The following is a 22,257-nucleotide window of genomic DNA, read 5'->3' on the forward strand; positions in this document are numbered from 1 at the left end:
GCGATGAGATGCAGTTAATGCAGGATGAATTATTTGGGCCCATTTTACCTATTATGCGTTATAGCAAACTGAGCGAGGCGATTGCTTACATCAAGCAGTGCCCGCACCCATTAGCACTGTATATATTAGGCCAAGATAAACATGCCCAACAGGCAATTATTAAGCAAACCTTGAGTGGTACTGTGGCGATTAACGATACCTTAGTGCAAGTCACAGCCGATGACGCGCCATTTGGTGGCGTGGGGCATTCAGGCATGGGGCATTACCATGCTAAAGAAGGCTTTTTAACCTTTAGTCATGCTAAAAACACTTTAGTGTCGGGGGCATTTAATCCGCGCATTGGCATGCTGTTAAAACAAAGCAAGCTATTAACAACAGTGTTAAAGTGGTTGTATATTAAAAAGTAGTAATGCGTGTAGCGAACGTGTCGGTTTGAAAAAAGGCTGAATTACACAGTGTAATGCAGCCTTTTTTTTGAAGCTTTAAAATTGACGGTTAAATTAAAACAAGCGGCCTTCACCGGCGTAAGTTCCGGCTAAAATTTTGGCGTAAATCGCATCGGCTTTTTCTTTAGCAAGTTCAACTTCAGCTGGCAGCATTTTGCGCTCATCTAGTAACCGGCTGTGACTTGCTTTTTTGTTGCCATTGTATTCGGCAATGGTGTTCCAAATATACGATTTTTCAATATTTTTCGGCATGCCTAAGCCTTCAAAATACATCAGTGCTAAATTAAATTGCGCTAAGGTATAGTTGTTTGCTGCGGCTTTTTCGTACCACGTTTTAGCAAGTTTGTAATCATGGCTTACACCATCGCCATTGGCGTATATAACCCCTAAATTGTATTGCGCAGCGGGCAAGTTTTTATTGGCGGCCTGTTCAAATAAGCTGATCGCCATTTGTTTATCGAGTTTAACCCCATTACCTTCTTGGTATAACACGGCAAGGGCAAACATAGAGTCAACATGATTTTGTTTTACCGCTTGTTGATACAATTGCGCGGCTTTGCGGTAGTCGCGGACGACACCGTGACCCCCTTCATATAATTTAGCCAGTTCGTACATGCCGGGTGCAAACCCTTTATCAGCTAAATAGTTAAATTCTTTTAATGCGGTTTCAAATTGACCTTCGTTGGCAGCTATGATCCCTTCTTCTAGACCGGCGTGAGCTAAAGGACTGCTCAGCACAACGCCCGCAAGTAGTAAGATTTTTAAATTAAACCGTGACATAGAAATGCCTCCAATGAGTAATAGTTGCAATGTGCATTATTTAAACATTATGCTAGTTAAAATGTTTGCGCTAAATGCGCCAATATAACGTTTAATAGTTACTGCAATTTAACCATTGCTTGTTATGCTTTACGCCAGAGTGCCGCAATGTACTGCGAGCGACAGCTAGCCAATGATTAAACTCAGTATAGCGCAAAGCTGAATGTTTTTGTTGTTATGCACATTTATTTATAGCAAGGTAAGATACAGATATTACAGAAAATTTAAAGCAATAAAATAGTTAGGCTAGGGCGGCACGGTGACACGCTGTAGCCACCAACAACAGCCATGTTGATCCTGTTATAGGCTTTAGGTGAACACGGTAATACCAGACGACAATCAACGAGGATAGCTATGAACGCGAGCACGATGATAAAAAAATCAGCGCAACTGCTGTTAGCGTGTAGTTTTTTGTTGCTAACGAGTTGCTCTACCACATTTGCTTACAATAATCTTACCTGGTTATCGTCGTTTTGGGTGGATGACTATGTCGATTTAAATAATAGTCAAACTGAGCAATTTAAAGACATTATTAAAGTGACCCGCCAATGGCACCGCAGCGTGGAACTGCCAAAATACAAACAGGATCTATTAGCGTTACAACACACCTTTAATAGCGACTTTACCCGTGCTGATTTAAGTGAACAGCTAATGGTAGTAAAACGACATTGGAGTACATTGTTAGCACAGGTTAAAACGCCTTTAACTGCACTGGCGGCCACCTTAAGCAGTGCACAGCGCAGTGCACTGATCAATAATATTCGCCACGAATTAGACGAAGAACTAGAAAACTATAACGAGCAAGATGCGCAAAAACGTCAACAACAACGCTTAGCAAAGCAGCTAGATTATTATAAACAGTGGCTAGGAAAATTAACGCCCGCGCAAACCCAGCTTATAACCACGGCCAATGAGCAACATATTGATACTTTTATACTGTGGCAGCACTATCGGCAAACCCGACTCAATGCGCTGCAGCAGGCACTTAATCTTGATCCCAGAGATACGATGCAATTTAACCAGCAAATGGAGCTTATAATTAGCGACCGTGATGCCTTTATTAGTGACGAACTTGCCGTAAAAAATCAGGCTAACTTAATGAATCAGGTAACGTTATTAGTCAGCTTAAATGCTACTTTGTCAAATAAACAGCGGCGCCATGTTAACAAGCACTTTGCTGAGCTAATAGACACAGTGGATGGGCTTATCGATGACTAACGCGCTTAATGTGCCAGCATAGGATGCGAAACGGCATATGAGCGATGCTGGCTTGTTTCATTTAAGGGTAAACTGCTTTGTTATCTATATGTTTCACGTTACACTTAATTTTTTATTTTATGAAGATATTTAAATGGATTTAGCAGCCCTCAATAGTACTCAGTTTTTAAGGCACACCGTCTTAAAGTGGGCTTGTTTGTGCTCGGGCGGCTTAGCTTCAGTGTTTGCGGTATTTAACCTCAGCGTAAATAATTTAGCGGCAATAGGCTATTTAGAAGTGGTATTTGCGCTGTACTGCTTTGTTATTTTGTGCGGTTAGGTAAGCATCCTGCGCAAACGTGGCAATCCGTTGTGATGTGCGCTTTTATTACCTTTGTAGTGGTGATGGGTAGCTATACGGCAATTCCTATTAATGGCATGTTTGTGTGGGCACTGGTGCTACCGACGCTATATTATTTATTACTAGGCCAACGTTACGGGCTTATTTTTTCCTTACTATTACTGATTTTGCAAAGTGCTGTGCTGATGAGTAAAGCATCGTTGCTGCCGTTCACCTCGCTCAACCTGAGTTTAAATCTATTATTTGCGTATATTATTATTTGGGCTGTGTCGCATACCTTTGAAACTAGCCGTGCTCTGTTTTCTAAAAGGCTGAAAAAACTGGCGTTGCTTGACCCGCTTACTGGGGCGGGAAACCGCTTAGCCATGCATCATTATTTTTCGGTTGAATTACAAGACCGAACTCAACTGTACTTGTTTTTAGTTGATTTAGATTACTTTAAACAAATAAACGATCAATTTGGCCATGAAGTGGGTGATAAAGTATTAACAGAAATTGCGACTGTGCTAAAAGTCACCTTTGCCAAAGGCTATGTGTTTAGATTAGGCGGCGAAGAATTTGCGCTTATTAGCCGCTTTAATAACGAAGCCGCAGCGTTAGCGGTCGCCGAAAAGTTAAGGCGCGTTATGCAGCAAAAATGCTTTAACATTGATAGCCTTAAACTAAATGTAACAGTGAGTATTGGTGTTGCTCAGTATCAAGCGCAGCAAACATTGGCTGAGCTGGTTAACGCGGCGGATGAGCAATTATATAAAGCCAAACATAATGGCAGAAATAGCGTGTACGTTGCCACGCGTCGCACAGACAGCTCAGCGGTTGCATAGTTAATACATGTTTTCAAAATTAGGAATGCTGGCTTCCCATATTGGCGTGTCCTTGCCTAAATATTCCCTGACTGCGTCAAAAAACAACCGCGTTCTGACTGGCAAATCGCGATGCGGGTAAACCGCGTACATGGCACTATGATCCATCAGTTTCACATCGGTTAATAGCGGCACTAATTTACCCTCAATGATCTCGTTATCAAGTAAAAATGCGGGCGCTAAAAAGTAGCTGGTACCTGACAGGGTCTTCATTAATAACGCTTCGGCATCGTTGGCTCTAAAGACACTTTTTATTTTTTGCTCGCACGCCTCACCTTGCGCATTGTAGTAGTGAATGCCATCTAACCGAAATGCACTATTGGCATAACTGGCAGCCGGCAACTGCGCTAAATCACTCATGGTTTCGGGCATGCCGTAAGTGTCAATAAATTGCGGGGCAGCTAATAAAAGTAAGCGGTTGCGGGCAATTTTTCGCGCAATCAACGAAGAGTCTTTTGGCTCGCCAATCCTAAACGCTAAATCATAGCCTTCAGCCACTATGTCGACTAAGCGGTCATCTAAACGCAGCTCAATTTCTACCTGCGGAAAGCGTTTTTGAAAGTCGTTGATCACCGGTTGTAAATAACGCCGTCCGATTAATGTTGAAGCGGTTATTTTTAATAGCCCACGGGCTTCTTGATGGTAATTTTCGGCCAGGCGAATGGTTTCGCTAAGCAACTCTCTGAGCTCTGCCGCCTTTTTTATCATTTCGGCGCCCGCAGCGGTTAATGAAAAAGAGCGTGTTGTGCGGTTGAGCAGCCTAACGCCAAGCTCATCCTCTAAGCGGCTAATTTGTTTAGAAATAACAGAGCGGTCAATGTTACGGATTTCAGCAGCTTTGGCAAAAGAGCCTTGCTCAACCACCTCGAGTAACATTAATAGTCGACTTGTTGTATCCATGCTTGCTTCACACCATGATTATTGATGCCATTTTGGCATTAATGAATTTAGAAATCTATCATTTTTGTCAGCAGGTTTATTCCGTACTATGCAACGCTCAATAAAACGGAGCGTCACCATGAACAAACATTTAATTGCAGTCGCCCTTGCGACAGCCTCATTAACTCTGGCCGGATGTGCCGATGAAACCAGTGCGCAAGCGGCACCTGCAGCGCAGCCCCAACCGATTGATGTAGCCCAAGTGATTGTACAACCGGTACAAAGTTGGCACACCTATACCACGCGCTTAGAAGCTCCGCAAACAGTGGCATTAATGCCGCGGGTCTCTGGGGTGATCGACAGTATTGAATTTAACGAAGGTGATGAGGTTCGCCAAGGCGAGGTGTTATTCCAATTAGATAGCCGCCCTTTTAAAGCCATTGTTGCAAGCCTAGAAGCGCAAGTAGAAGCTGCGGCCGCCGCACTGCAACAGGCCCAAAGTGAAGCCAGTCGCGCAGAGCGTTTAACTCAGCGTAAAGCCATTTCTATTGAGCAAGCCCAAGCACGTACTTCAACCTTACGTCAGCGCGAAGCACAACTTGCCGCGTTACGCGCACAACTAACAGCAGCGCAACTTGATTTAGCTTTTACCTCAGTGGTATCGCCGATTGATGGCGTTATTTCGCGTGCCAACATTACCAAAGGCAACAATGTGTTAGCGGGGCAAACGGTGCTCACTTCAATCGTATCGAACAAGCAAATGTACGCCTATTTTGATATTGATGAGCGCACTTGGAATAGCGCGTTCAACCAAGTAACGGCTGCAAGTCGGCAAACAGTGGTAATGCAAAAAGTAGGTCAACGTGACTTTGCATACCAAGGCTACATTAATTTTATTGATAACCAAATTAACCCATCAACAGGGACGTTACGTGTGCGTGCGGTATTTAATGAAGATAGCAAGCAATTGCGTGCTGGTTCGTTTGCGCGCATTAAATTAGCGGCGAATGAAGTAACTGAAAAAGTAATTATTCCTGAGCGTGCAATTGGTACCGATTTAAAAAATCGTTTTGTACTCACGGTGGGCGAAAACAACGTACTTGAATACAAACTCATTACGGTAGGTGAGCGTTACGGTGCGTTACGGGCTGTTACCTCTGGCCTGAGTGAAGGTGATGTAATTGCAGTTAATGGTCCGGCGCGCGTAGGCCCGGGTATGCCAATTTCGCCACAAACAGTAACCATAGATACCAGCGGTGTGGCATTCACATTATCAAACGACAACCCACAACTTGTGGCTAAGCAATAAGGTATATTGATGAAATTTTCCCACTTTTTTATTCAACGGCCGATTTTTGCGGCTATGTTGTCGTTAATTATTTTAATTGCCGGTGGTATCTCGTTATTTCAACTGCCAGTAAGTGAGTACCCTGAAGTGGTGCCGCCTACTGTGGTGGTGTCTGCAAGTTACCCTGGCGCTAACCCAACGGTGATTGCCCAAACAGTAGCCACACCGCTGGAACAAGAAATTAACGGCACTGAAAACATGCTGTACATGTTTTCGCAGGCGACCAGTGATGGCCGCATGACCTTAACCGTTACCTTTGCGCTGGGCACCGACTTAGACCGTGCGCAGGTACAAGTTCAAAACCGCGTGAATAGTGCGTTGCCGCGCTTACCAGAAGAAGTACAACGGTTAGGTGTCGTCGCTGAAAAATCATCGCCCGATCTAACCATGGTGGTACATTTATATTCGCCTGAAAAAACCCACGACACAGCGTATTTATCTAACTATGCCGATTTAAACATTAAAGATGAAATTGCCCGCTTACCAGGCGTAGGGGATATTCGTTTATTTGGTGGCGGTAAATACGCAATGCGCGTATGGCTAAACCCAGATGCGCTTGCTGCACGTGAACTGACAGCAACAGACGTGGTTGCCGCACTGCGCTCGCAAAACCAACAAGTGGCTGCGGGTAGCTTAGGTGCGCAGCCCATTTCAAACGACAGTCAATTTCAAATACTATTAAACGTGAAAGGGCGCTTAAACAGTATTGAAGAGTTTGAAAACGTTATTATTAAAGTGGGTGAGCAAGGGCAATTAACGCGCTTATCTGATGTTGCCCGCGTTGATTTAGGTGAAGACACCTATGCACTGCGTGCTGAGCTTGATAATCAACCCGCTTTAGCCATGCCGGTATTTCAACGTCCAGGGTCAAACGCGATAGAGCTGTCTGATCAAGTGCGCAAAACAATGCAGCGTTTAGCGAAAGACTTTCCAAGCGGTGTTGAATACGACATTGTTTACGATCCTACTGTGTTTGTCCGTGGCTCAATTGATGCGGTAATTGCTACCTTACTTGAAGCTATTGTACTGGTTGTGATTGTAGTAATTGTGTTTTTACAAACATGGCGCGCCTCTATTATTCCTTTAATTGCGGTGCCGGTGTCACTCATTGGTACCTTTGCGGTGATGCAGTGGCTAGGGGTGTCGATCAATACTTTGTCGTTGTTTGGACTTGTGCTGGCCATTGGTATTGTGGTGGACGATGCCATCGTAGTGGTTGAAAACGTGGAGCGTAATATTGAAAAAGGCTTATCGCCGCTTGAAGCCACTCGTGTTGCCATGACTGAAGTCACTGGGCCAATCATCGCCATTGCTTTAGTGTTGTGTGCGGTATTCATTCCGACTGCGTTTATTACCGGTTTATCGGGACAGTTTTATAAGCAATTTGCACTTACTATTACAATCTCTACTATTATCTCGGCGTTTAACTCACTCACGTTATCGCCTGCGCTGGCTGCATTATTATTAAAGTCGCACGATACAAAACCAGATGCATTTACTCGTTTACTAAACAGGTTATTTGGCCGTTGGTTGTTTGAACCGTTTAACCGCGTGTTTAATCGTGGTGCTAAAGGCTACGAAAAGCTAGTACAAAAGCTGATCCGTATGAGTGTAGTGGTCATGGTGGCCTATGTTGCGTTAGTGGGCGGCACAATTAAGTTATTTGATAGTGTGCCGGGTGGTTTTATTCCACAGCAAGATAAGCAGTATTTAGTCGCCATTGCGCAACTGCCGGATGCCGCCAGTTTAGATCGCACCGCCGCAGTGGTGCAGCAAATGCAGCAAATAGCACTTGAGGTGCCAGGCGTTGCGAACACCGTGGCGTTCCCAGGTTTATCGGTGAATGGCTTTACCAATAGCCCCAACAGCGGCATTGTGTTTACACCATTAGCGCCTTTTAGTGAGCGTACCGACCCAAGTCAGTCTGCAATGGCGATTGCTGCACAGTTAAACCAACGTTTTGCAGCCATTGATGAAGCCTTTGTGGCAGTATTTCCGCCGCCGCCAATTCAAGGCTTAGGCACCACGGGTGGTTTTAAACTGCAAATTGAAGACAGAGCAAATAAAGGCTTTGCAGCATTATTTGACAGCTTACAAGCGGTGATCAGCAAAGCGCAGCAAGACCCAGCATTAATGGGCCTTTACTCAAGTTTTAGAATTCAAGTGCCACAAATGGATATAGATATTGACCGTGAACAAGCACTTATTCAAGGTATTCCACTTGATGAAGTATTTAATGCACTGCAAATTTATCTAGGCTCTGTGTATGTAAACGACTTCAATATGTTTGGCCGTACATACCAAGTAAATGCTCAAGCTGATGCTAATTATCGTGAAGACCCAGAGCAAATACTTAATTTAAAAGTACGTAACCGTGCAGGTAACATGGTGCCATTAGGCTCAGTATTAACTGTAACCCCCACGATTGGCCCTGACCGTGTTATGCATTATAACGGTTACCCAAGTGCCGAGCTAAATGGTAGCCCAGCACCGGGTTACAGCTCAGATCAGGCGCAAGTCGCTATTGAAAAAGTACTGGCAGACACACTGCCATCAGGTATTGAGTATGAGTGGACCGAAGTAACGTATCAACAAGTGCTTGCTGGTAATACGATGGTGTATGTATTCCCGTTAGTTGTGTTATTAGTATTTATGGTACTTGCAGCACAGTACGAGAGCTTACGTTTACCCTTGGCAATTATATTAATTGTTCCTATGACTATTTTTTCTGCCTTATTAGGTGTGTGGTTGGTAGGCTCAGATAACAACATATTCACTCAAATAGCGCTCATAGTGCTGGTGGCATTAGCATCGAAAAATGCGATATTAATGGTCGAATTTGCTAAAGATCAGCACGACACTGGGCTGTCGCATTTAGAGGCTATGTTAGCGGCGTGCCGCATGCGTTTACGCCCGATATTAATGACCTCCATTGCCTTTACAGCCGGTGTTATCCCGTTAGTACTTGCTAGTGGTGCCGGTGCTGAAATGCGCCACGCTATGGGTAACGCGGTATTCTCAGGTATGATCGGGGTTACTGTATTTGGGTTATTATTTACACCGGTGTTTTATATGTTAGTGACCAATAAAAAAGCGCCCAAGCAGGAGAATGCGCATGACTAAATTAATGCAAAAACGCGTAACCCGCCAGCTGTCTGCCTGCGCTGTGCTAGTGACTGCGCTGTTAACTGGGTGTGCCAGCAAAATTGATATCGAAGCGCAGCAACGTGCGATTAATGACTTTGTTGCTAATGCCAATATTGCTGGGCAGCTCAGTGGCGCCGATGAAAGCAATTGGTGGCAACAACTCGACTCAGCGCAACTTAATGAGCTGGTAGCGGATGCGTTAGTAAATAATCTTGATTTACAAACCAGTCAGCTAACGCTAAAAAGTGCTTTAGCTCGGATTGGAGCTGAGCAGGCGCAATATTTGCCACAGGGAGGCGTTAACATTGGCGCGCAGCGCAGTGGATTAGGCGATACAAACACTCGCCAAGCAACGGCTAATGGCGCAGTTGATTGGCAGCTTGATGTATTTGGCCGTATTAGCGCACTGGTTGATGCCGCCAATGCATCGGCCATGAGCCAAGCCGAGCAACTCCGTTTACTGCAAATAGAAGTGGTATCGGGCGTGGTGAAAGGCTTTGTTAGCTATCAAGGCAATGTTGCAAAGCAGCGCATTATTGCGCTGCAAATTGACGCATTGCAGCAAAGCATTGCGGTACTGCAAGCCCGTGTTGATGAAGGGGTTGCCAGCGAGCTTGATTTAAACCGCACCATGGCACAACTGCGCCAACAACAAACGTTACTACCGGCGATTGAGTACGCGAAATACCGCGACTTATCAACGTTGGCTGTACTCACCGGGCGTTTAGCACAAAATGTGGCCATAACAGACGAGCAGCTTATTTTACAGCGCGACTTTAGCGTGTCATTAAGTGAGCCTAATCAAGCTATTGCCCTGCGCCCCGACATCAGCCGTGCGCTGTACAACTTTAGCCAAACAAATAGCTTAAGTGTGGCGGCCACCAAGGCGTTACTACCCGATATTAGCCTAAGTGGTTTTGCAGGTGTAGTTAGCTTAGGCAGTAATGGCTTTAGCGATACCCAGCAACAATGGCAAGTGGCGCCACAGTTACAATGGTCGATACTGAGTTACCCAGCATTGTTAGCACAGCGCGACGCACAACAGTTTTTATCTCAAGCGGCGTACAGTGATTATCAACAGGTGGTATTGCGAGCATTGAATGAAAGTGAACTTTCGCTGCAACATTTGGTCAATCAAGCACAGCAAAAACGCTTTGCCGAGCAGCGCTATAATTTTGCAAATAATGCATTTTTACAAGCGCAGGCAATGTACCAGGAAGGGCAAATACCGTATCTTGAGTTGTTAGATGCGCGTCAGGATGCTTTAATAGCCCAAGAAAATGCTGTTGATTTAACAATTTCATCGCTGCTTGCCAAAGTAAATACTTACCAGTCATTTAACGGCCGATGGAGTTATGCATTAAGTAATACTAACCAGTAGAGTATATTAATGTCTGATATTGATGTTTCAGAGCAATACACCATACCGCAAACCATGCGTGCGATTGTGTTGCCCGAGCCTAACCCGCAACTTAACTTAGTGGATGTAGAATTGCCGCTAGCGCAATGTGCAGATAGTGAGTTGTTGGTAAAAATTGAATATGTTGGCTTAAACCCGGTAGACGGGCAGTTCGCTAAATCGGGTTTTTGCAAATGGCATTACCCGCATATTTTAGGGCTTGATGCTGTTGGGGTGGTGGTTAAGGCCACCAAAGGCGTGTTTCCCAATGTAGGGGCGCGGGTTATGTGGCACGCAAATATTGGCCAACAAGGGGTATTAAGTGAATACGCCGTGGTGCCTAATTATGCGGTGTCGGTGGTGCCCGAAGGGCTTTGCCCAAGTGTGGCTGCCGCGTTACCGTGCGCAGGCATGGCGGCCCTTATTAGCCTAGACAAAACTGCTATTGCCGAAGGCGATACCGTGTTTATTGATGCCGGCGCGGGTGCGGTTGGCCAGTTTGCCATTCAATATGCCAAACAACGCGGTGCGACGGTGTTTACCACTGCAGCTAAACGCAATCACAAGTTGGTTAAGCAATTAGGCGCCGATGTGGTGTTTGACACTAAAGCGAATGATTTATGCGAAAAAATTCGTCGTGAATTAGGCCCGCAAGGGTTTGATGCGGTGATCGACACAGTCGGGGGCGAAGGCACCATACGCAATGTCGAGTTGATGCGTTTTTGTGGCCGCATAGCCTGTTTAAACCCATTACCGTGTTTTGAGCAGGAGTTAATGTACCGCCGTGCGCCCAATATTGGTGTGGTGTCACTCGGTGGAGCTTGGCTGGCTAATAGCTTATGTGCACAGCAACGCATGAGCTTTATGGGTAATTTATTACTGCAAGATGTATTAAATGAAACCATCACAGCCCCCGCGGTGACGCTGGTCGAATTCAATGCGCAAGCGGTAATGGCAGCGCTTGAAACACAATTAGCGGGTGGTTTTACCGGTAAACAGGTGGTAAAAGTTTGCCGGTGATCGACAGCGACAACAGTGAGTTAGCATTAAAAACGCAGCACCTTTGCTGCGTTTTTTTATGCCTGAGAATACTGCTAATTTTATCTGCTGCTTAAATTGGCGCTTTTTACCCGCTCTGGGGTAAAAATAGTTCACTTCGGCGTACAAGTGTAAGCTATTGAGTTTTAACAGTTTACGTTCACGTAAAGAAAATAAATTGAAAATACTGTTAATTATTTGCTTAGAGTAATTGATCTAATCGCATTTTTATGACGTAATGTAGTTATTATTATCTGGTCGGATGAGTTTAATCATGAGTTTACGTACAAAATTAAAAAAAGTATTACCAAGTATTTCAATTACAGAACAAGAAGCGCTAGACGCCGGCGATGTGTGGTTAGAAGGGTCTATTTATCAAGGTAAACCAGACTTTAGCGCATTACGCGCTGTACCCGCTGCAGCATTAAGCGTCGACGAAAAAGCTTTTATTGACGGCCCATTACAAGAATTACTGGGCATGATTGACGATTCAGAAATTCAAAATGGCATTCACTTACCGGATTACATTTTAGACTTTTTAAAGAAAGAGCGTTTTTTCTCGCTGATCATTCCTAAATCGTTTGGCGGTTTAGAATTCAGCCCATACGCTAACTCAACCATTGTGGCGACCATTGCCACCAAAAGCTCAGCGGTAGCTGTGACTGTAATGGTGCCTAACTCGTTAGGCCCAGGTGAGTTATTACTGCATTTTGGTACACAAGCACAACAAGCGCATTACTTACCACGGTTAGCCAACGGTACCGATATTCCGTGTTTTGCATTAACCAGCCAAGAAGCAGGCTCTGACGCGGGCGGTATTCCAGATATTGGCACAGTTACTAAAGGCATGTACAACGGCGAAGAAGTACTTGGTTTAGAAATTACCTGGGACAAACGTTATATTACGCTGGCACCGATTGCGACCGTACTGGGTTTAGCCTTTAAAGTGGTTGACCCTGATGGCTTACTTGGTGGCAAAGAAAATCTAGGTATTACCTGTGCCCTTATTCCTAAAGAGCACCCGGGTGTAGAGCTGGGGAATCGCCACGACCCAATGGGCATTCGCTTTTACAACGGCACAACTCGCGGTAACAAAGTATTTGTACCAATGGACTTTATTATTGGTGGCCAGAAAAACATTGGTCGCGGTTGGCAAATGCTGGTGAGCTGTTTAGGCGCAGGGCGTGGTATTTCATTACCGGCACTGGGTGTAAGTACCGCGCAGGTGGCTTTTAAAGGGGCTTCTGAATATGCCGCAGTACGTGAACAGTTTGGTTTAGCGATTGGTCAATTTGAAGGTATTCAAGAAAAGCTGGCGGATATTGCAGGTAAAACATACCTACAAGAAGCGATGCGTGTATTAACCACCGAAGGCTTAGGCATGGGCTTAAAGCCGTCCGTAGTGACTGCGATTGCTAAATACCATATGACTGAACTGGGCCGTGATGTACTTGACTCAGCAATGGATATTCAAGCGGGTAAAGCGATTCAAAATGGCCCACAAAATACCCTTGCCAGCGGCTATGTAGCACAGCCAATTGCAATTACGGTAGAAGGCGCGAACATTCTTACTCGTAACCTGATGATTTTTGGTCAAGGTGTAATGCGTTGTCATCCGTATTTACAATCTATGGTTGAATCAATTCATAGCGAAGACAAAAACGCAGATAAAGAATTTAACACTATTTTACGCAAAACAGTGGGTTACAGCGTTGCAAACAGCTTGCGTGCGTTCCGCTTAGGTGTACTCCCGTTTACCGCGGGTGCAAGCTCAACGTTACCCGAAGTACGTGAATACGAAAAAGCAGCCCATAAACTGTCGGCTAAATTAGCGGTGTATGCAGATTTCTCGTTACTTGTGCTTGGTGGAAAACTTAAACAAGCAGAAATGCTATCGGCGCGTTTAGGCGATGTAATGAGCTTCTTATATGCAGCTATGGCGTCTATTAAATACTACGAGCAAAAAGTATCAAGCAGTGAGCGTGAGCAAGCAGCACCGTATTTTCATTACGCGACCCGTTTTGCACTACAAAGTGCTGAAGAAGCGCTGCACAAGTTTTTAGATAACTTCCCTGCAACGGGCACCCGTAAGTTTATGCGTTTTATAACTATGAATTACTCTACAAAAATGCCAAAAATTAGCGATGACTTAATTCGCGAATTGGCTAAGCAAGCGCAGCTAGACACGGCATTTAAAGCGCAGATCACCCACTTAGTTAAGCCAATTAAAGGTGATGGTCACGACATTAACGAGCAAGCGTATAAAGCGAAAATGGCGTCACTGGGTGAGCTGGCTAAAGTTAAAAAAGCGCTGCGTGCTAAAACCATTAAAGCAGGCATTCGTTTTTCAATAACACTTGATAACGCACTGGCGGCTAATGTAATCACTGCGGCTGAACACGCCCAACTAATTGATTACAACACTAAACGTGAAAAAGCGATTCGTGTTGATGAGTTCGATTTTGATATGAACTTACTTGACGACAACGCACAACCGATTAATCCACTTAAAAGTGTGGTAAATCAATAACTAACATTCAACAATGTTGTCGGTATGGAGTTAAGTGTGTGATGAAGTACTGACTATAAATAAAAAGGGCCGCAAGGCCCTTTTTTATGTCCGTTAATAAGAGTTCAGCTCAGTTAAACAGCATTGTTTTTAACGGCATCTTTGCCGTTAGCTGGCTGCAACAAGCGATTATTCAAATTGCCATTTACATTTTTCATCTAATAGTGAAAACGAACAACAGCGAGTTTTTGTGGTTTGCACGACATCAGGTAGCCTACGTATAATATTTCGCAATAAATTAGTGAATGTGATAAAACTAGTTGAATCAATTTAGTAAGCCAGTGAGTGGTAGAAAAGCGACCTAGTGGATCGATGTTAACTGGTAGTGGGTCAAATGTAGGGAGTACCAATGAAAAACTGTTTATCCATGTTAACTCTATTATTATCAATTATGTCGACAGCCACTTTGGCAAATGTTGATAAATTTGATTACGACAATTTTGTAAAAAAATATCATAGCGCTATGACGATGACCCAAACACCGCATGCATCTAAAGAAGACTTAGAACGCTATTTGTCTTTTTTAACAGATGATATTGGTTACCAACATTTCCCAAACGCTGCTGATGACTCAAGAGAACCTGATGGAAAAGAGCTAATACGTAAAGGTATGTCCCGTTATTTAGGTGTCCATACACAATACAATGGTCAAATAGTTGAATACATTGTCGGTTATAACTCGGTAGCACTTAAACATAAGTTTGCTGCGAAAGGCTTGCGCGCAGATGGTTCAGAATTTAGCTATAGCAAAGTAGTATTAGATGTTTTAGAACTTGAGAATGGGAAAGTGTCTGTAATACGCAGGTATGGTCAATAGTTCATATGGCATGGACCTTAACGTTGACACTGTTTGGTTGCTAAGACTTGCTATGCATTGTATGCATCACAAAAGTCGCGCTAACAGCACATTACAGCTTAGACGTGCGTTAAAAGCTCGGAGGATACATGGAACTTAATCAGGTTACTTTACCAGTAAATAATATGGATGATGCTGTTAGCTTTTACTTAAAACTCGGCTTCACGCAAATTGTTGACACCCCTCACTACGCTAGGTTTGCGTGCCCAGAAGGTGATTCTAGCTTTTCTTTATCACTCGAAAGTGACAAATTTGAAAATAACTCGGTAATCTATTTTGAACATGAACACCTTGATGAGCTTTACCAACACTTATTGCAACAAGGAATTCAGTTTGTACAGCCACCCACAGAGCAAAGTTACCTATGGAAAGAGGCGATTCTAAAAGATCCTTCGGGAAACAAAATCAAGCTTTACTGGGCTGGCGAAAACCGCTTAAACCCGCCGTGGAAAGTGGAAATACGCGCATAATCAGTGCATAAACTTGCAAACTTAATGAAAATTTGGCAGTAAGCGCCTGCAGTCTAGGCGCTATTTAGGGTTATATAAGCCCGAAAACAAAAATGACAGGGGCTTAAATGCTAATTTATTAGAATAAGTAAGACATCGTTAAGTTACCTGATACCGCTACGTAGGTGCCTGAACTGAACATAAAATCTTCATATTCATCAGCTTGGCGCAGGGTAACTACAAAGTCTAACGCGGCCGGTCCCCAGTTGTAACCCAAACCGCCACCAAGTTGAAAACCAGACATGCTTTCACTTTCATTTAAAGCACTCCATTTATCAGAGAAAAAGCCCGCGCCGCCGTAGCCTCTAAAACCTTTTTTAGAAAATCCCACACCGCCGTATGCCATTATGTCAAAGCCATCACTTTCAATTTCTGAATACTCGTCATTTTCTAAAGAAAAGTAAGTACCTCTAATTTGAAAGTGATTATTAACCGCGTAACCTGCGGCAATATTAAAACCACTAAAGTCGAGATCTTCACTTGAGCTATTGTCATTTGTTAATGTAAATGCGTAAGCACCTGCGCCTACACTCCAATGCTTTTCACGGGCAGGCTCAGATCCGTTGGCTGTTACGTGAGAGCTTAATAACAACGTGGATAACAACAAAGTTCCTTGGAATATGTGTTTCATAAGTTTCCTATCTTGATAGTTTAATGTGTAGTTCAACCTGTACCTCTCAACCTCGTTAATAGCTATAACAATAGGTTTGGCAAGGCGTATTGAGTGTATTGCCTCAATAAATGAAAAGGTATATTTATAAAATCGGCGCGAGAATACCTTACAACAACGCCTATGTCTAATGTTAAGTTATTGTATATGAAGGATAATTTTATAAATAAAAATAATAGCCGGCGTTTATATTTACAACTGAGTGCGGTTTATAAGCATGTTGTGAAAAGCGCAACAACCTAGTGGCTGTAAATGCAGTAGATTAGCTGTTGGAATACGTTAGCTGATGCATTGTATCGGGAACTGCTATAACCGTTTTCATTAAAGCGATGCTTTGCGGTAAACTAGTTTAAAATTATTACATTAAGTAGGGTTATGGCTTTTTACCTTTCATTATTACCAGCGCATTTTAAACAGATAAAACCAGGCAAAACGCTAACATCTTTATGGAGTGGGTGTGGCAGTATTGTGGCGTGTGAGCTAAATGGCCAAGCCTGTGTAATAAAAGCGGTGGACATTCCAGCGGTACTAGAACATCCAAAAATAAAGCAAACGGCGTTTGCAGTTAACCGTAAACGTAAATCGTATCAGGTTGAATATCACTTTTATAAGTATTTCAGCCAGCAACTACCTAGTAGTGCCGCTGCGATAAGCTGCTTAGCCGCGATAAAAAATGCGCCGCAATATGTGCTGGCATTTAACGACTTTACCCAGCAGGGCTACGCACACGCTGAGCCGCAACATGCCGCTGCGGTGCTGAAATGGTTAGCGCATTTTCATGCGTTTAACTTACATCAGCCAGCCACAGGCTTATGGCCACAAGGTAATTATTGGCATTTAGCCACTCGACCCGATGAATTTAATAACCTAGCGCCGTCGGCTATAAAGCAGCAGGCCGCCAAGCTTGATGCCGCATTATGCAATAGTGCGTATAAAACAGTCATTCATGGTGATGCTAAACTAGCAAATTTTGCTATAAATACGCAGCAGCACGTGCTTGGTTACGACTTTCAATATGTTGGTGCAGGTGTGGGCGTAATTGATGTAATGTATTTTATGACCAGTTGTTTTAATGAGGCGCAGTTACAGCAGCATGCCGATAATTACTTAGCGCAGTATTTTACTGAACTGCAATATGCATTAAGTGTTTATCAGCCTCAGGTAGCTGCCAATGAGGTCATTAGCGATTGGCGTAATTTATGGACTATTGCCTGGGCTGATTTTTATCGCTTCTTGGCAGGGTGGAGTCCAACGCATACAAAAATAAATAGTTACATGCAGCTGCAGGTAAATAAAGCGTTGCACACTAACATTTAGTTAACGTGGGACTGGTGTAAAGTCGCGCAATCTCAGAAAAAATAATGTTTTTTGGCACGAACTATGAAAACTTGACTAAAATTACAGGTCAAACGGGGTTTTTTACTATAAAATACCGCAAATTTTTATCACTAGGTTTTTTTAATATGGCTATTCACGTTATTACCCACCCCCTTGTTCAACATAAGTTAGGCTTAATGCGTTCATACGGGATCAGCACGAAAAGTTTTCGTGAGTTGTGTTCAGAAGTGGGTACGTTGTTAACTTACGAAGCAACGCAAAACTTACCATTAGAAGACAACGAAATTACTAGCTGGGATGGTAGTAAATTAAATGTACAGCATATTAAAGGAAAAAAAATTACCGTAGTGCCAATCCTGCGTGCCGGTTTAGGTATGATGGATGGTGTGATGCAATTACTACCGGCCGCTAAAGTAAGTGTAGTGGGGCTTGAGCGTAACGAAGAAACCTTAGAGCCAGTGCCTTATTTTGAAAAGCTAGTAGGAAACATTCATGAGCGTTTAAGTTTAGTGATCGATCCGATGCTGGCAACGGGCGGCACTATGATTGCGACCATCGATATGCTTAAAAAAGCTGGCTGTAAAGAAATTAAAGTAATTGTATTAGTGGCGGCACCAGAAGGTGTTGAAAAAACCCTTGCAGCACACCCAGACGTAGAAATTTACACAGCCTCAGTAGATAGCCACTTAAACGATAAAGGCTATATTGTGCCTGGTTTAGGTGATGCGGGTGATAAAATTTTCGGCACGGTTTAGGTGAGTACAGTGCAAAAAAACACCATGTTCTCCATTAAAACCATGCTAACGGGTGCGCAAATGCTGTTTGTGGCATTTGGTGCACTGGTATTAGTGCCGATTTTAACGGGCCTTGATCCAAGCGTGGCGCTATTTACCGCCGGCCTTGGCACATTGATGTTTCAGTTGGTCACTAAAGGCCAAGTGCCAATATTTTTAGCCTCGTCATTTGCCTTTATTGCGCCCATTATTGCCTCAGTGCAAATGTGGGGCATACCGGCCACTATGGGTGGCTTAATGGCTGCAGGTTTTACTTATATGCTATTGAGCCTATTAGTAAAATTTAAGGGCACCGATACACTACATAAAATACTGCCTCCCATTGTCGTTGGCCCCGTTATTATGGTGATAGGGCTGGCTTTAGCACCCGTTGCCGTTAACATGGCAATGGGGAAAAGTGGCGATGGCAGCATTCAAATTGTGCCTTATGAAACTGCTATTTATATTTCTATGTTTTCGTTATTGGTCACGCTTATATTTGCAGTATGGGGAAAGGGCGTATTTAAGCTTATTCCTATTCTTGCTGGTGTGCTGGCAGGTTATGGCTTGTCGTTGGCGCTTGGTATAGTGCAATTTGACGCAGTGTCTAATGCGCAGTGGCTAGCCGTACCTAACTTTGTGTTACCTGAGTTTAAGTGGCAGGCTATTTTATTCATGGTGCCGGTGGCGATAGCCCCTGCTGTGGAACATATTGGCGACATGATGGCTATTAGCCAAGTAACCAATAAAGATTACTTGAAAAAGCCCGGACTACACCGCACGTTGTTTGGTGATGGGTTAGCGACGTCGGCGGCTTCGTTATTTGGTGGCCCGCCAAATACTACCTACTCAGAAGTGACAGGCGCGGTCATGCTGACCAAAAACTTCAATCCAAAAGTGATGATTTGGACAGCGATTATTGCTATTGCCTTAGCGTTTATTGCTAAAATGGGTGCCAGCTTACAAACCATTCCGGTGCCGGTGATGGGGGGCATTATGATTTTATTGTTTGGCTCTATCGCAGTAATTGGTTTAAATACCTTAGTTAAATCGGGCGACGATTTAAGTGAGCCGCGCAATTTAAGCATTGTGGCGCTTATTTTAATTTGTGGTATTGGTGGTATGCACATTGGCAGCAGCCAGTTTAGCCTTGAGGGCGTAAGCTTATGTGCTATTTTAGGGATTGTACTTAATTTAGTACTGCCTAAAGCAGAGCAAAAAGCTAGCAGTTAAGTTATATTAATCTATATGAAAAAAGCGCATTTTTATAATGCGCTTTTTTTTTCAGCAAAAATAATTATAACGAGTAACATCATGGATATGAATGCGTTTTTAGCAAAACATCAACTGCCGCTAAGTTACCAGCAACAGTGCGAGCAGTTTTTTATTCCGCTAGCGCAACAAATTAATCAGGCTAAACAGGCTAATAGCCCATTATTTGTTGCCATTAATGGCTGCCAAGGCTCAGGAAAAACCACCTTGGCCGACTTTTTAGTGGCTTGGTTTACACAACATAGTGCGTTTAACTGTATTGCGCTCTCTATTGATGACTTTTACCTAAGTAAGCAACGCCGTGAGCAATTGGCAAAAACGGTTCACCCACTACTTGTTACTCGTGGTGTGCCGGGTACCCACGATGTGCCCCTTATGCGTAGCACCCTAGCGCAGTTACTGGCAGGAAACAGCAAGGTGCCGTTACCGTATTTTCATAAGCATTTAGATGACTGCGCACTGCCAGCGCAGTGGCCGACTAACGAGGCACCGGTAGATATTGTTATTTTAGAAGGCTGGTGTGTTGGCAGTAAGCCACAATCGCCAGCCGCATTAGCGGCGCCACTTAATGCGCTTGAAGAACAAGACGATCCTCAAGGTGTGTGGCGACACTATGTGAACCAGTGTTTAAAAACAGAGTATTTAGATCTTTTTGCACAATTTAACTATTTTGTGATGCTAAAAGCGCCCAGTTTTAGCAGTGTATTTAATTGGCGCAAACAGCAAGAGCAAAAGTTAGTTGCCCGCAATGGCATACACGCAGGCACGATGGATGATCCGCAATTACAGCGATTTATTGCGCATTTTGAGCGTATTACCCGCAACAACTTAATCGCGTTACCCCAGCAAGCCAATGCATTACTTGAACTCACAGAGCAAAGAGCAATTAGTAAATTAAGCTTTAAATAAACTCATAAATAGATTGAAGCCATTGGCTATCGCTGTAAAGGGGCTTTACACCATGCAAACCCGTGCAGCTTGGTAACAGCAGCCACTTTTATGGCGTTACTTAGTAGGCCATAATTGTTATAATTACGCTGTTATTTATTCGATAGGTTCATCATGAAGTACTTTTATTTTATTACTATGTTATTTGTATCTACGGCGGCGCTTGCCACTTCTCCCGTAGATCTTGAAATTAATATGAAAAATACCGGGCTTGCCTATAAAAATGCAGTGCAAGCCACCAATATCGACGCGTTTAACGTGGCGATTAATGAGTTCATCGCATTAGTGGAAAAAAGTAAAACCGCCAAGTTTCATAAACAGCCGGAGCAATCACTGCAAGGGCTGGATAAAGTGTTAGAGCAAGCGCAGTTGGCAAAACAAGTTGCCAACCAGCAAGGACTCGCTGCGGCAAAGCCTGCACTAAAGAATATCGATAATCTACGAAAAAAATATCATAAATTACATGAGCCTCCAGGCTTTTTTGAATTATTATTTGGAAAATGAGGAATAGTTGATGGAAATTTCAGTTGCAATGTTAGATGGCCAAAAGCTGAGTGCTAAATTTGGCGAACATGAAGTGATCAGCGATCAAAGTTTAGCGGCGGGGGGAAATGCAGAATACCCAGAACCGTTTGATTATTTTTTAGTGAGCATGGTGTTGTGTGCAGGGTTTTATGCAAGAAAGTTTTGTCAGCAGCGTGATATCTCTACCGAAGGGATGACCCTGACACAAAATAACGAAAATGTAGACGAAAACGGTAAGAAGTTATTTGCAATTGAAATTGGCCTGCCAGCAGGGTTCCCAGACAAATATAAAAAAGCGCTGGTTGCAGCAGTAAATACCTGTACGGTGAAAAAGGTTATTCAGGCTGTGCCTGAGTTCTCTGTAGTCGTTAAGTAATGAGTTCAATAACTGTTGCAGTTATTTAATGGCTCAGGCCACTCTGTGTTTAGCATAAACACAGAGTGGCGAATTTACCACGCTACGGTTATCCACTATTTGTTAGTTATTCACTGAACGGCCAATAAATACAGGGCCATTTAACGTCATACTCTCCACTGCGGCCTTCCTTTAAGTAGCCTTACGCTTTTAACTAAGCACACTACTTTGATAGCCGTGCTTTAATCACTCACTAAATAAACTCTATTTATACTTATATGTGCCGTGCTGTTATTTTTGGCTGTGAATTGCAGCATAAAAAATAATTTTTACTGTGTAAATGCCATAACTGTTGGCTATTTGAGCAAATAAATCAAAAATTGAGCGGTTAAATCAAAAGTGCTGGCTATTGGCGTTTAGCCTGTTATAACTATAATTACATTCGTTAAAAATAGTATAGACAGTAGATCACAGAGGTAACATATGAGCGACTCCGAAAAACAACAACAAATCGACCAAGGCGTAATGGATACGCTAAGAGAGCGCGACCATAGTGTATTAGCACAACAAGTAAACCCTTTAACGTGCACCCACAACGATATTATAGAGTTACTTGCCCACTATATGGCATTGAGTGAGCAAGACAACGATGATCTATTTGATGACTGGTTTGACAATTTATCTAAAGCGCAGCATACGGTATTAAAAGTGTTCGAAGTGTACCGCGGCCAGTATGAGCACCAAAATTAACCGGGTATTACAGTTTTATCTTCAGCCTATTCGTGTGAGCAGTGAATAAATGTACACACTAGAAAGTTAAAGTGTACTTAGCGAGTGCATTTAGCCAATGAAACTACAGTTGAGTAAACTTTGCTGTTGCAAAGTGCAACTCAACTGACACTGTTACTGCCTAGTTTAGAGTTTTATTCACCCCAAAACTTCCAC

20 protein-coding genes and 1 pseudogene are annotated in these 22,257 nt (G+C 43.4%); 18 read left to right on the forward strand and 3 right to left on the reverse strand.

Annotated elements, in window-relative coordinates; all coding sequences use genetic code 11:
* Positions 1–407: aldehyde dehydrogenase family protein (locus ABYB02_RS05935; protein ID WP_372761543.1), on the forward strand; the 407-nt coding region annotated here is incomplete at its 5' end.
* A 93-nt stretch (positions 408–500) separates the two neighbouring features.
* Here ABYB02_RS05935 and ABYB02_RS05940 read toward each other — a convergent pair.
* Positions 501–1,226, reverse strand: coding sequence for a tetratricopeptide repeat protein (locus ABYB02_RS05940; protein ID WP_372761544.1), 726 nt, complete (start codon positions 1,224–1,226; stop codon positions 501–503).
* A gap of 393 nt (positions 1,227–1,619) precedes the next feature.
* Here ABYB02_RS05940 and ABYB02_RS05945 point away from each other — a divergent pair, with 393 nt between their 5' ends.
* From ABYB02_RS05945 to ABYB02_RS05955, 3 genes and pseudogenes are all read left to right on the forward strand, one after another.
* On the forward strand, positions 1,620–2,483 hold the full coding sequence (locus tag ABYB02_RS05945) for a DUF6279 family lipoprotein (RefSeq protein ID WP_372761545.1): 864 nt from the start codon (positions 1,620–1,622) through the stop codon (positions 2,481–2,483).
* 133 nt (positions 2,484–2,616) lie between these two features.
* Positions 2,617–3,071 (forward strand): annotated as a pseudogene (locus tag ABYB02_RS05950) (GGDEF domain-containing protein); the annotation flags it as partial.
* A 117-nt stretch (positions 3,072–3,188) separates the two neighbouring features.
* On the forward strand, positions 3,189–3,647 hold the full coding sequence (locus ABYB02_RS05955) for a GGDEF domain-containing protein (protein ID WP_372761562.1): 459 nt from the start codon (positions 3,189–3,191) through the stop codon (positions 3,645–3,647).
* Here ABYB02_RS05955 and ABYB02_RS05960 read toward each other — a convergent pair whose 3' ends face one another.
* The gene (locus ABYB02_RS05960; protein ID WP_372761546.1) at positions 3,648–4,586 is read right to left on the reverse strand and encodes a LysR family transcriptional regulator; all 939 of its coding nucleotides are present in this window, start codon (positions 4,584–4,586) and stop codon (positions 3,648–3,650) included.
* Between the two features lie 118 nt (positions 4,587–4,704).
* Between ABYB02_RS05960 and ABYB02_RS05965 the strand changes: the two genes are divergently transcribed.
* From ABYB02_RS05965 to ABYB02_RS05995, 7 genes are all read left to right on the forward strand, one after another.
* Positions 4,705–5,874, forward strand: a complete 1,170-nt coding sequence (locus ABYB02_RS05965; RefSeq protein WP_372761547.1) for an efflux RND transporter periplasmic adaptor subunit — start codon at positions 4,705–4,707, stop codon at positions 5,872–5,874.
* Between the two features lie 9 nt (positions 5,875–5,883).
* A complete protein-coding gene (locus ABYB02_RS05970; RefSeq protein ID WP_372761548.1) occupies positions 5,884–9,036 on the forward strand; it encodes an efflux RND transporter permease subunit in 3,153 nt (1,050 codons plus the stop codon).
* Positions 9,029–10,441 carry a TolC family protein gene (locus ABYB02_RS05975; RefSeq protein WP_372761549.1) on the forward strand — a complete coding sequence of 471 codons (1,413 nt, stop codon included), beginning with the start codon at positions 9,029–9,031 and terminating at the stop codon, positions 10,439–10,441. The genes ABYB02_RS05970 and ABYB02_RS05975 overlap by 8 nt, the downstream gene beginning before the upstream one ends.
* Before the next feature lie 9 nt (positions 10,442–10,450).
* A complete protein-coding gene (locus ABYB02_RS05980) occupies positions 10,451–11,479 on the forward strand; it encodes a zinc-binding dehydrogenase (RefSeq protein ID WP_372761550.1) in 1,029 nt (342 codons plus the stop codon).
* Between the two features lie 292 nt (positions 11,480–11,771).
* Positions 11,772–14,027 carry an acyl-CoA dehydrogenase gene (locus ABYB02_RS05985; protein ID WP_372761551.1) on the forward strand — a complete coding sequence of 752 codons (2,256 nt, stop codon included), beginning with the start codon at positions 11,772–11,774 and terminating at the stop codon, positions 14,025–14,027.
* A gap of 388 nt (positions 14,028–14,415) precedes the next feature.
* Positions 14,416–14,883: a nuclear transport factor 2 family protein gene (locus ABYB02_RS05990; protein ID WP_372761552.1), complete on the forward strand. Its 468-nt coding sequence runs from the start codon at positions 14,416–14,418 to the stop codon at positions 14,881–14,883.
* Positions 14,884–15,011: 128 nt separating this feature from the next.
* The gene (locus ABYB02_RS05995) at positions 15,012–15,392 is read left to right on the forward strand and encodes a VOC family protein (RefSeq protein ID WP_372761553.1); all 381 of its coding nucleotides are present in this window, start codon (positions 15,012–15,014) and stop codon (positions 15,390–15,392) included.
* Positions 15,393–15,510: 118 nt separating this feature from the next.
* Here the strand turns inward: ABYB02_RS05995 and ABYB02_RS06000 are convergent, their stop codons facing one another.
* The gene (locus tag ABYB02_RS06000) at positions 15,511–16,062 is read right to left on the reverse strand and encodes an outer membrane beta-barrel protein (protein ID WP_372761554.1); all 552 of its coding nucleotides are present in this window, start codon (positions 16,060–16,062) and stop codon (positions 15,511–15,513) included.
* A 414-nt stretch (positions 16,063–16,476) separates the two neighbouring features.
* On the opposite strand from ABYB02_RS06000, the gene ABYB02_RS06005 reads away from it, so the two are divergent.
* The 7 genes from ABYB02_RS06005 to ABYB02_RS06035 all read left to right on the forward strand — a co-directional run bounded on the left by ABYB02_RS06005 (position 16,477) and on the right by ABYB02_RS06035 (position 22,062).
* Entirely contained in the window at positions 16,477–17,418 is a 942-nt protein-coding gene (locus tag ABYB02_RS06005; protein WP_372761555.1) for a phosphotransferase, read from the forward strand.
* A gap of 146 nt (positions 17,419–17,564) precedes the next feature.
* Complete coding sequence (gene upp / locus ABYB02_RS06010) at positions 17,565–18,194, forward strand: uracil phosphoribosyltransferase (protein WP_372761556.1); 630 nt, start codon at positions 17,565–17,567, stop codon at positions 18,192–18,194.
* Positions 18,195–18,203: 9 nt separating this feature from the next.
* On the forward strand, positions 18,204–19,445 hold the full coding sequence (locus tag ABYB02_RS06015) for a uracil-xanthine permease family protein (protein WP_372761557.1): 1,242 nt from the start codon (positions 18,204–18,206) through the stop codon (positions 19,443–19,445).
* An 81-nt stretch (positions 19,446–19,526) separates the two neighbouring features.
* Entirely contained in the window at positions 19,527–20,393 is an 867-nt protein-coding gene (locus ABYB02_RS06020; protein WP_372761558.1) for a kinase, read from the forward strand.
* A gap of 153 nt (positions 20,394–20,546) precedes the next feature.
* Positions 20,547–20,936, forward strand: coding sequence for a cytochrome b562 (locus ABYB02_RS06025; RefSeq protein WP_372761559.1), 390 nt, complete (start codon positions 20,547–20,549; stop codon positions 20,934–20,936).
* A gap of 10 nt (positions 20,937–20,946) precedes the next feature.
* Complete coding sequence (locus tag ABYB02_RS06030) at positions 20,947–21,333, forward strand: OsmC family protein (protein ID WP_372761560.1); 387 nt, start codon at positions 20,947–20,949, stop codon at positions 21,331–21,333.
* Positions 21,334–21,795: 462 nt separating this feature from the next.
* A complete protein-coding gene (locus ABYB02_RS06035) occupies positions 21,796–22,062 on the forward strand; it encodes a hypothetical protein (RefSeq protein ID WP_372761561.1) in 267 nt (88 codons plus the stop codon).
* Positions 22,063–22,257: the final 195 nt, after the last annotated feature.

This window comes from Pseudoalteromonas sp. (assembly GCF_041613455.1).
Taxonomy (GTDB): Bacteria; Pseudomonadota; Gammaproteobacteria; order Enterobacterales; family Alteromonadaceae; genus Pseudoalteromonas.

Bases quoted from the DNA above. Each gene is read 5' to 3' on its own strand.
- ABYB02_RS06005 (WP_372761555.1), top strand. From the start codon at position 16,477: ATGGCTTTTTACCTTTCATTATTACCAGCGCATTTTAAACAGATAAAA.
- ABYB02_RS05985 (WP_372761551.1), top strand. From the start codon at position 11,772: ATGAGTTTACGTACAAAATTAAAAAAAGTATTACCAAGTATTTCAATT.
- ABYB02_RS05980 (WP_372761550.1), top strand. From the start codon at position 10,451: ATGTCTGATATTGATGTTTCAGAGCAATACACCATACCGCAAACCATG.
- ABYB02_RS05990 (WP_372761552.1), top strand. From the start codon at position 14,416: ATGAAAAACTGTTTATCCATGTTAACTCTATTATTATCAATTATGTCG.
- ABYB02_RS05995 (WP_372761553.1), top strand. From the start codon at position 15,012: ATGGAACTTAATCAGGTTACTTTACCAGTAAATAATATGGATGATGCT.
- ABYB02_RS05940 (WP_372761544.1), bottom strand. From the start codon at position 1,226: ATGTCACGGTTTAATTTAAAAATCTTACTACTTGCGGGCGTTGTGCTG.
- ABYB02_RS05975 (WP_372761549.1), top strand. From the start codon at position 9,029: ATGACTAAATTAATGCAAAAACGCGTAACCCGCCAGCTGTCTGCCTGC.
- upp (WP_372761556.1), top strand. From the start codon at position 17,565: ATGGCTATTCACGTTATTACCCACCCCCTTGTTCAACATAAGTTAGGC.
- ABYB02_RS06035 (WP_372761561.1), top strand. From the start codon at position 21,796: ATGAGCGACTCCGAAAAACAACAACAAATCGACCAAGGCGTAATGGAT.
- ABYB02_RS06025 (WP_372761559.1), top strand. From the start codon at position 20,547: ATGAAGTACTTTTATTTTATTACTATGTTATTTGTATCTACGGCGGCG.
- ABYB02_RS05970 (WP_372761548.1), top strand. From the start codon at position 5,884: ATGAAATTTTCCCACTTTTTTATTCAACGGCCGATTTTTGCGGCTATG.
- ABYB02_RS06020 (WP_372761558.1), top strand. From the start codon at position 19,527: ATGGATATGAATGCGTTTTTAGCAAAACATCAACTGCCGCTAAGTTAC.
- ABYB02_RS05965 (WP_372761547.1), top strand. From the start codon at position 4,705: ATGAACAAACATTTAATTGCAGTCGCCCTTGCGACAGCCTCATTAACT.
- ABYB02_RS06000 (WP_372761554.1), bottom strand. From the start codon at position 16,062: ATGAAACACATATTCCAAGGAACTTTGTTGTTATCCACGTTGTTATTA.
- ABYB02_RS06030 (WP_372761560.1), top strand. From the start codon at position 20,947: ATGGAAATTTCAGTTGCAATGTTAGATGGCCAAAAGCTGAGTGCTAAA.
- ABYB02_RS05960 (WP_372761546.1), bottom strand. From the start codon at position 4,586: ATGGATACAACAAGTCGACTATTAATGTTACTCGAGGTGGTTGAGCAA.
- ABYB02_RS05945 (WP_372761545.1), top strand. From the start codon at position 1,620: ATGAACGCGAGCACGATGATAAAAAAATCAGCGCAACTGCTGTTAGCG.
- ABYB02_RS05955 (WP_372761562.1), top strand. From the start codon at position 3,189: ATGCATCATTATTTTTCGGTTGAATTACAAGACCGAACTCAACTGTAC.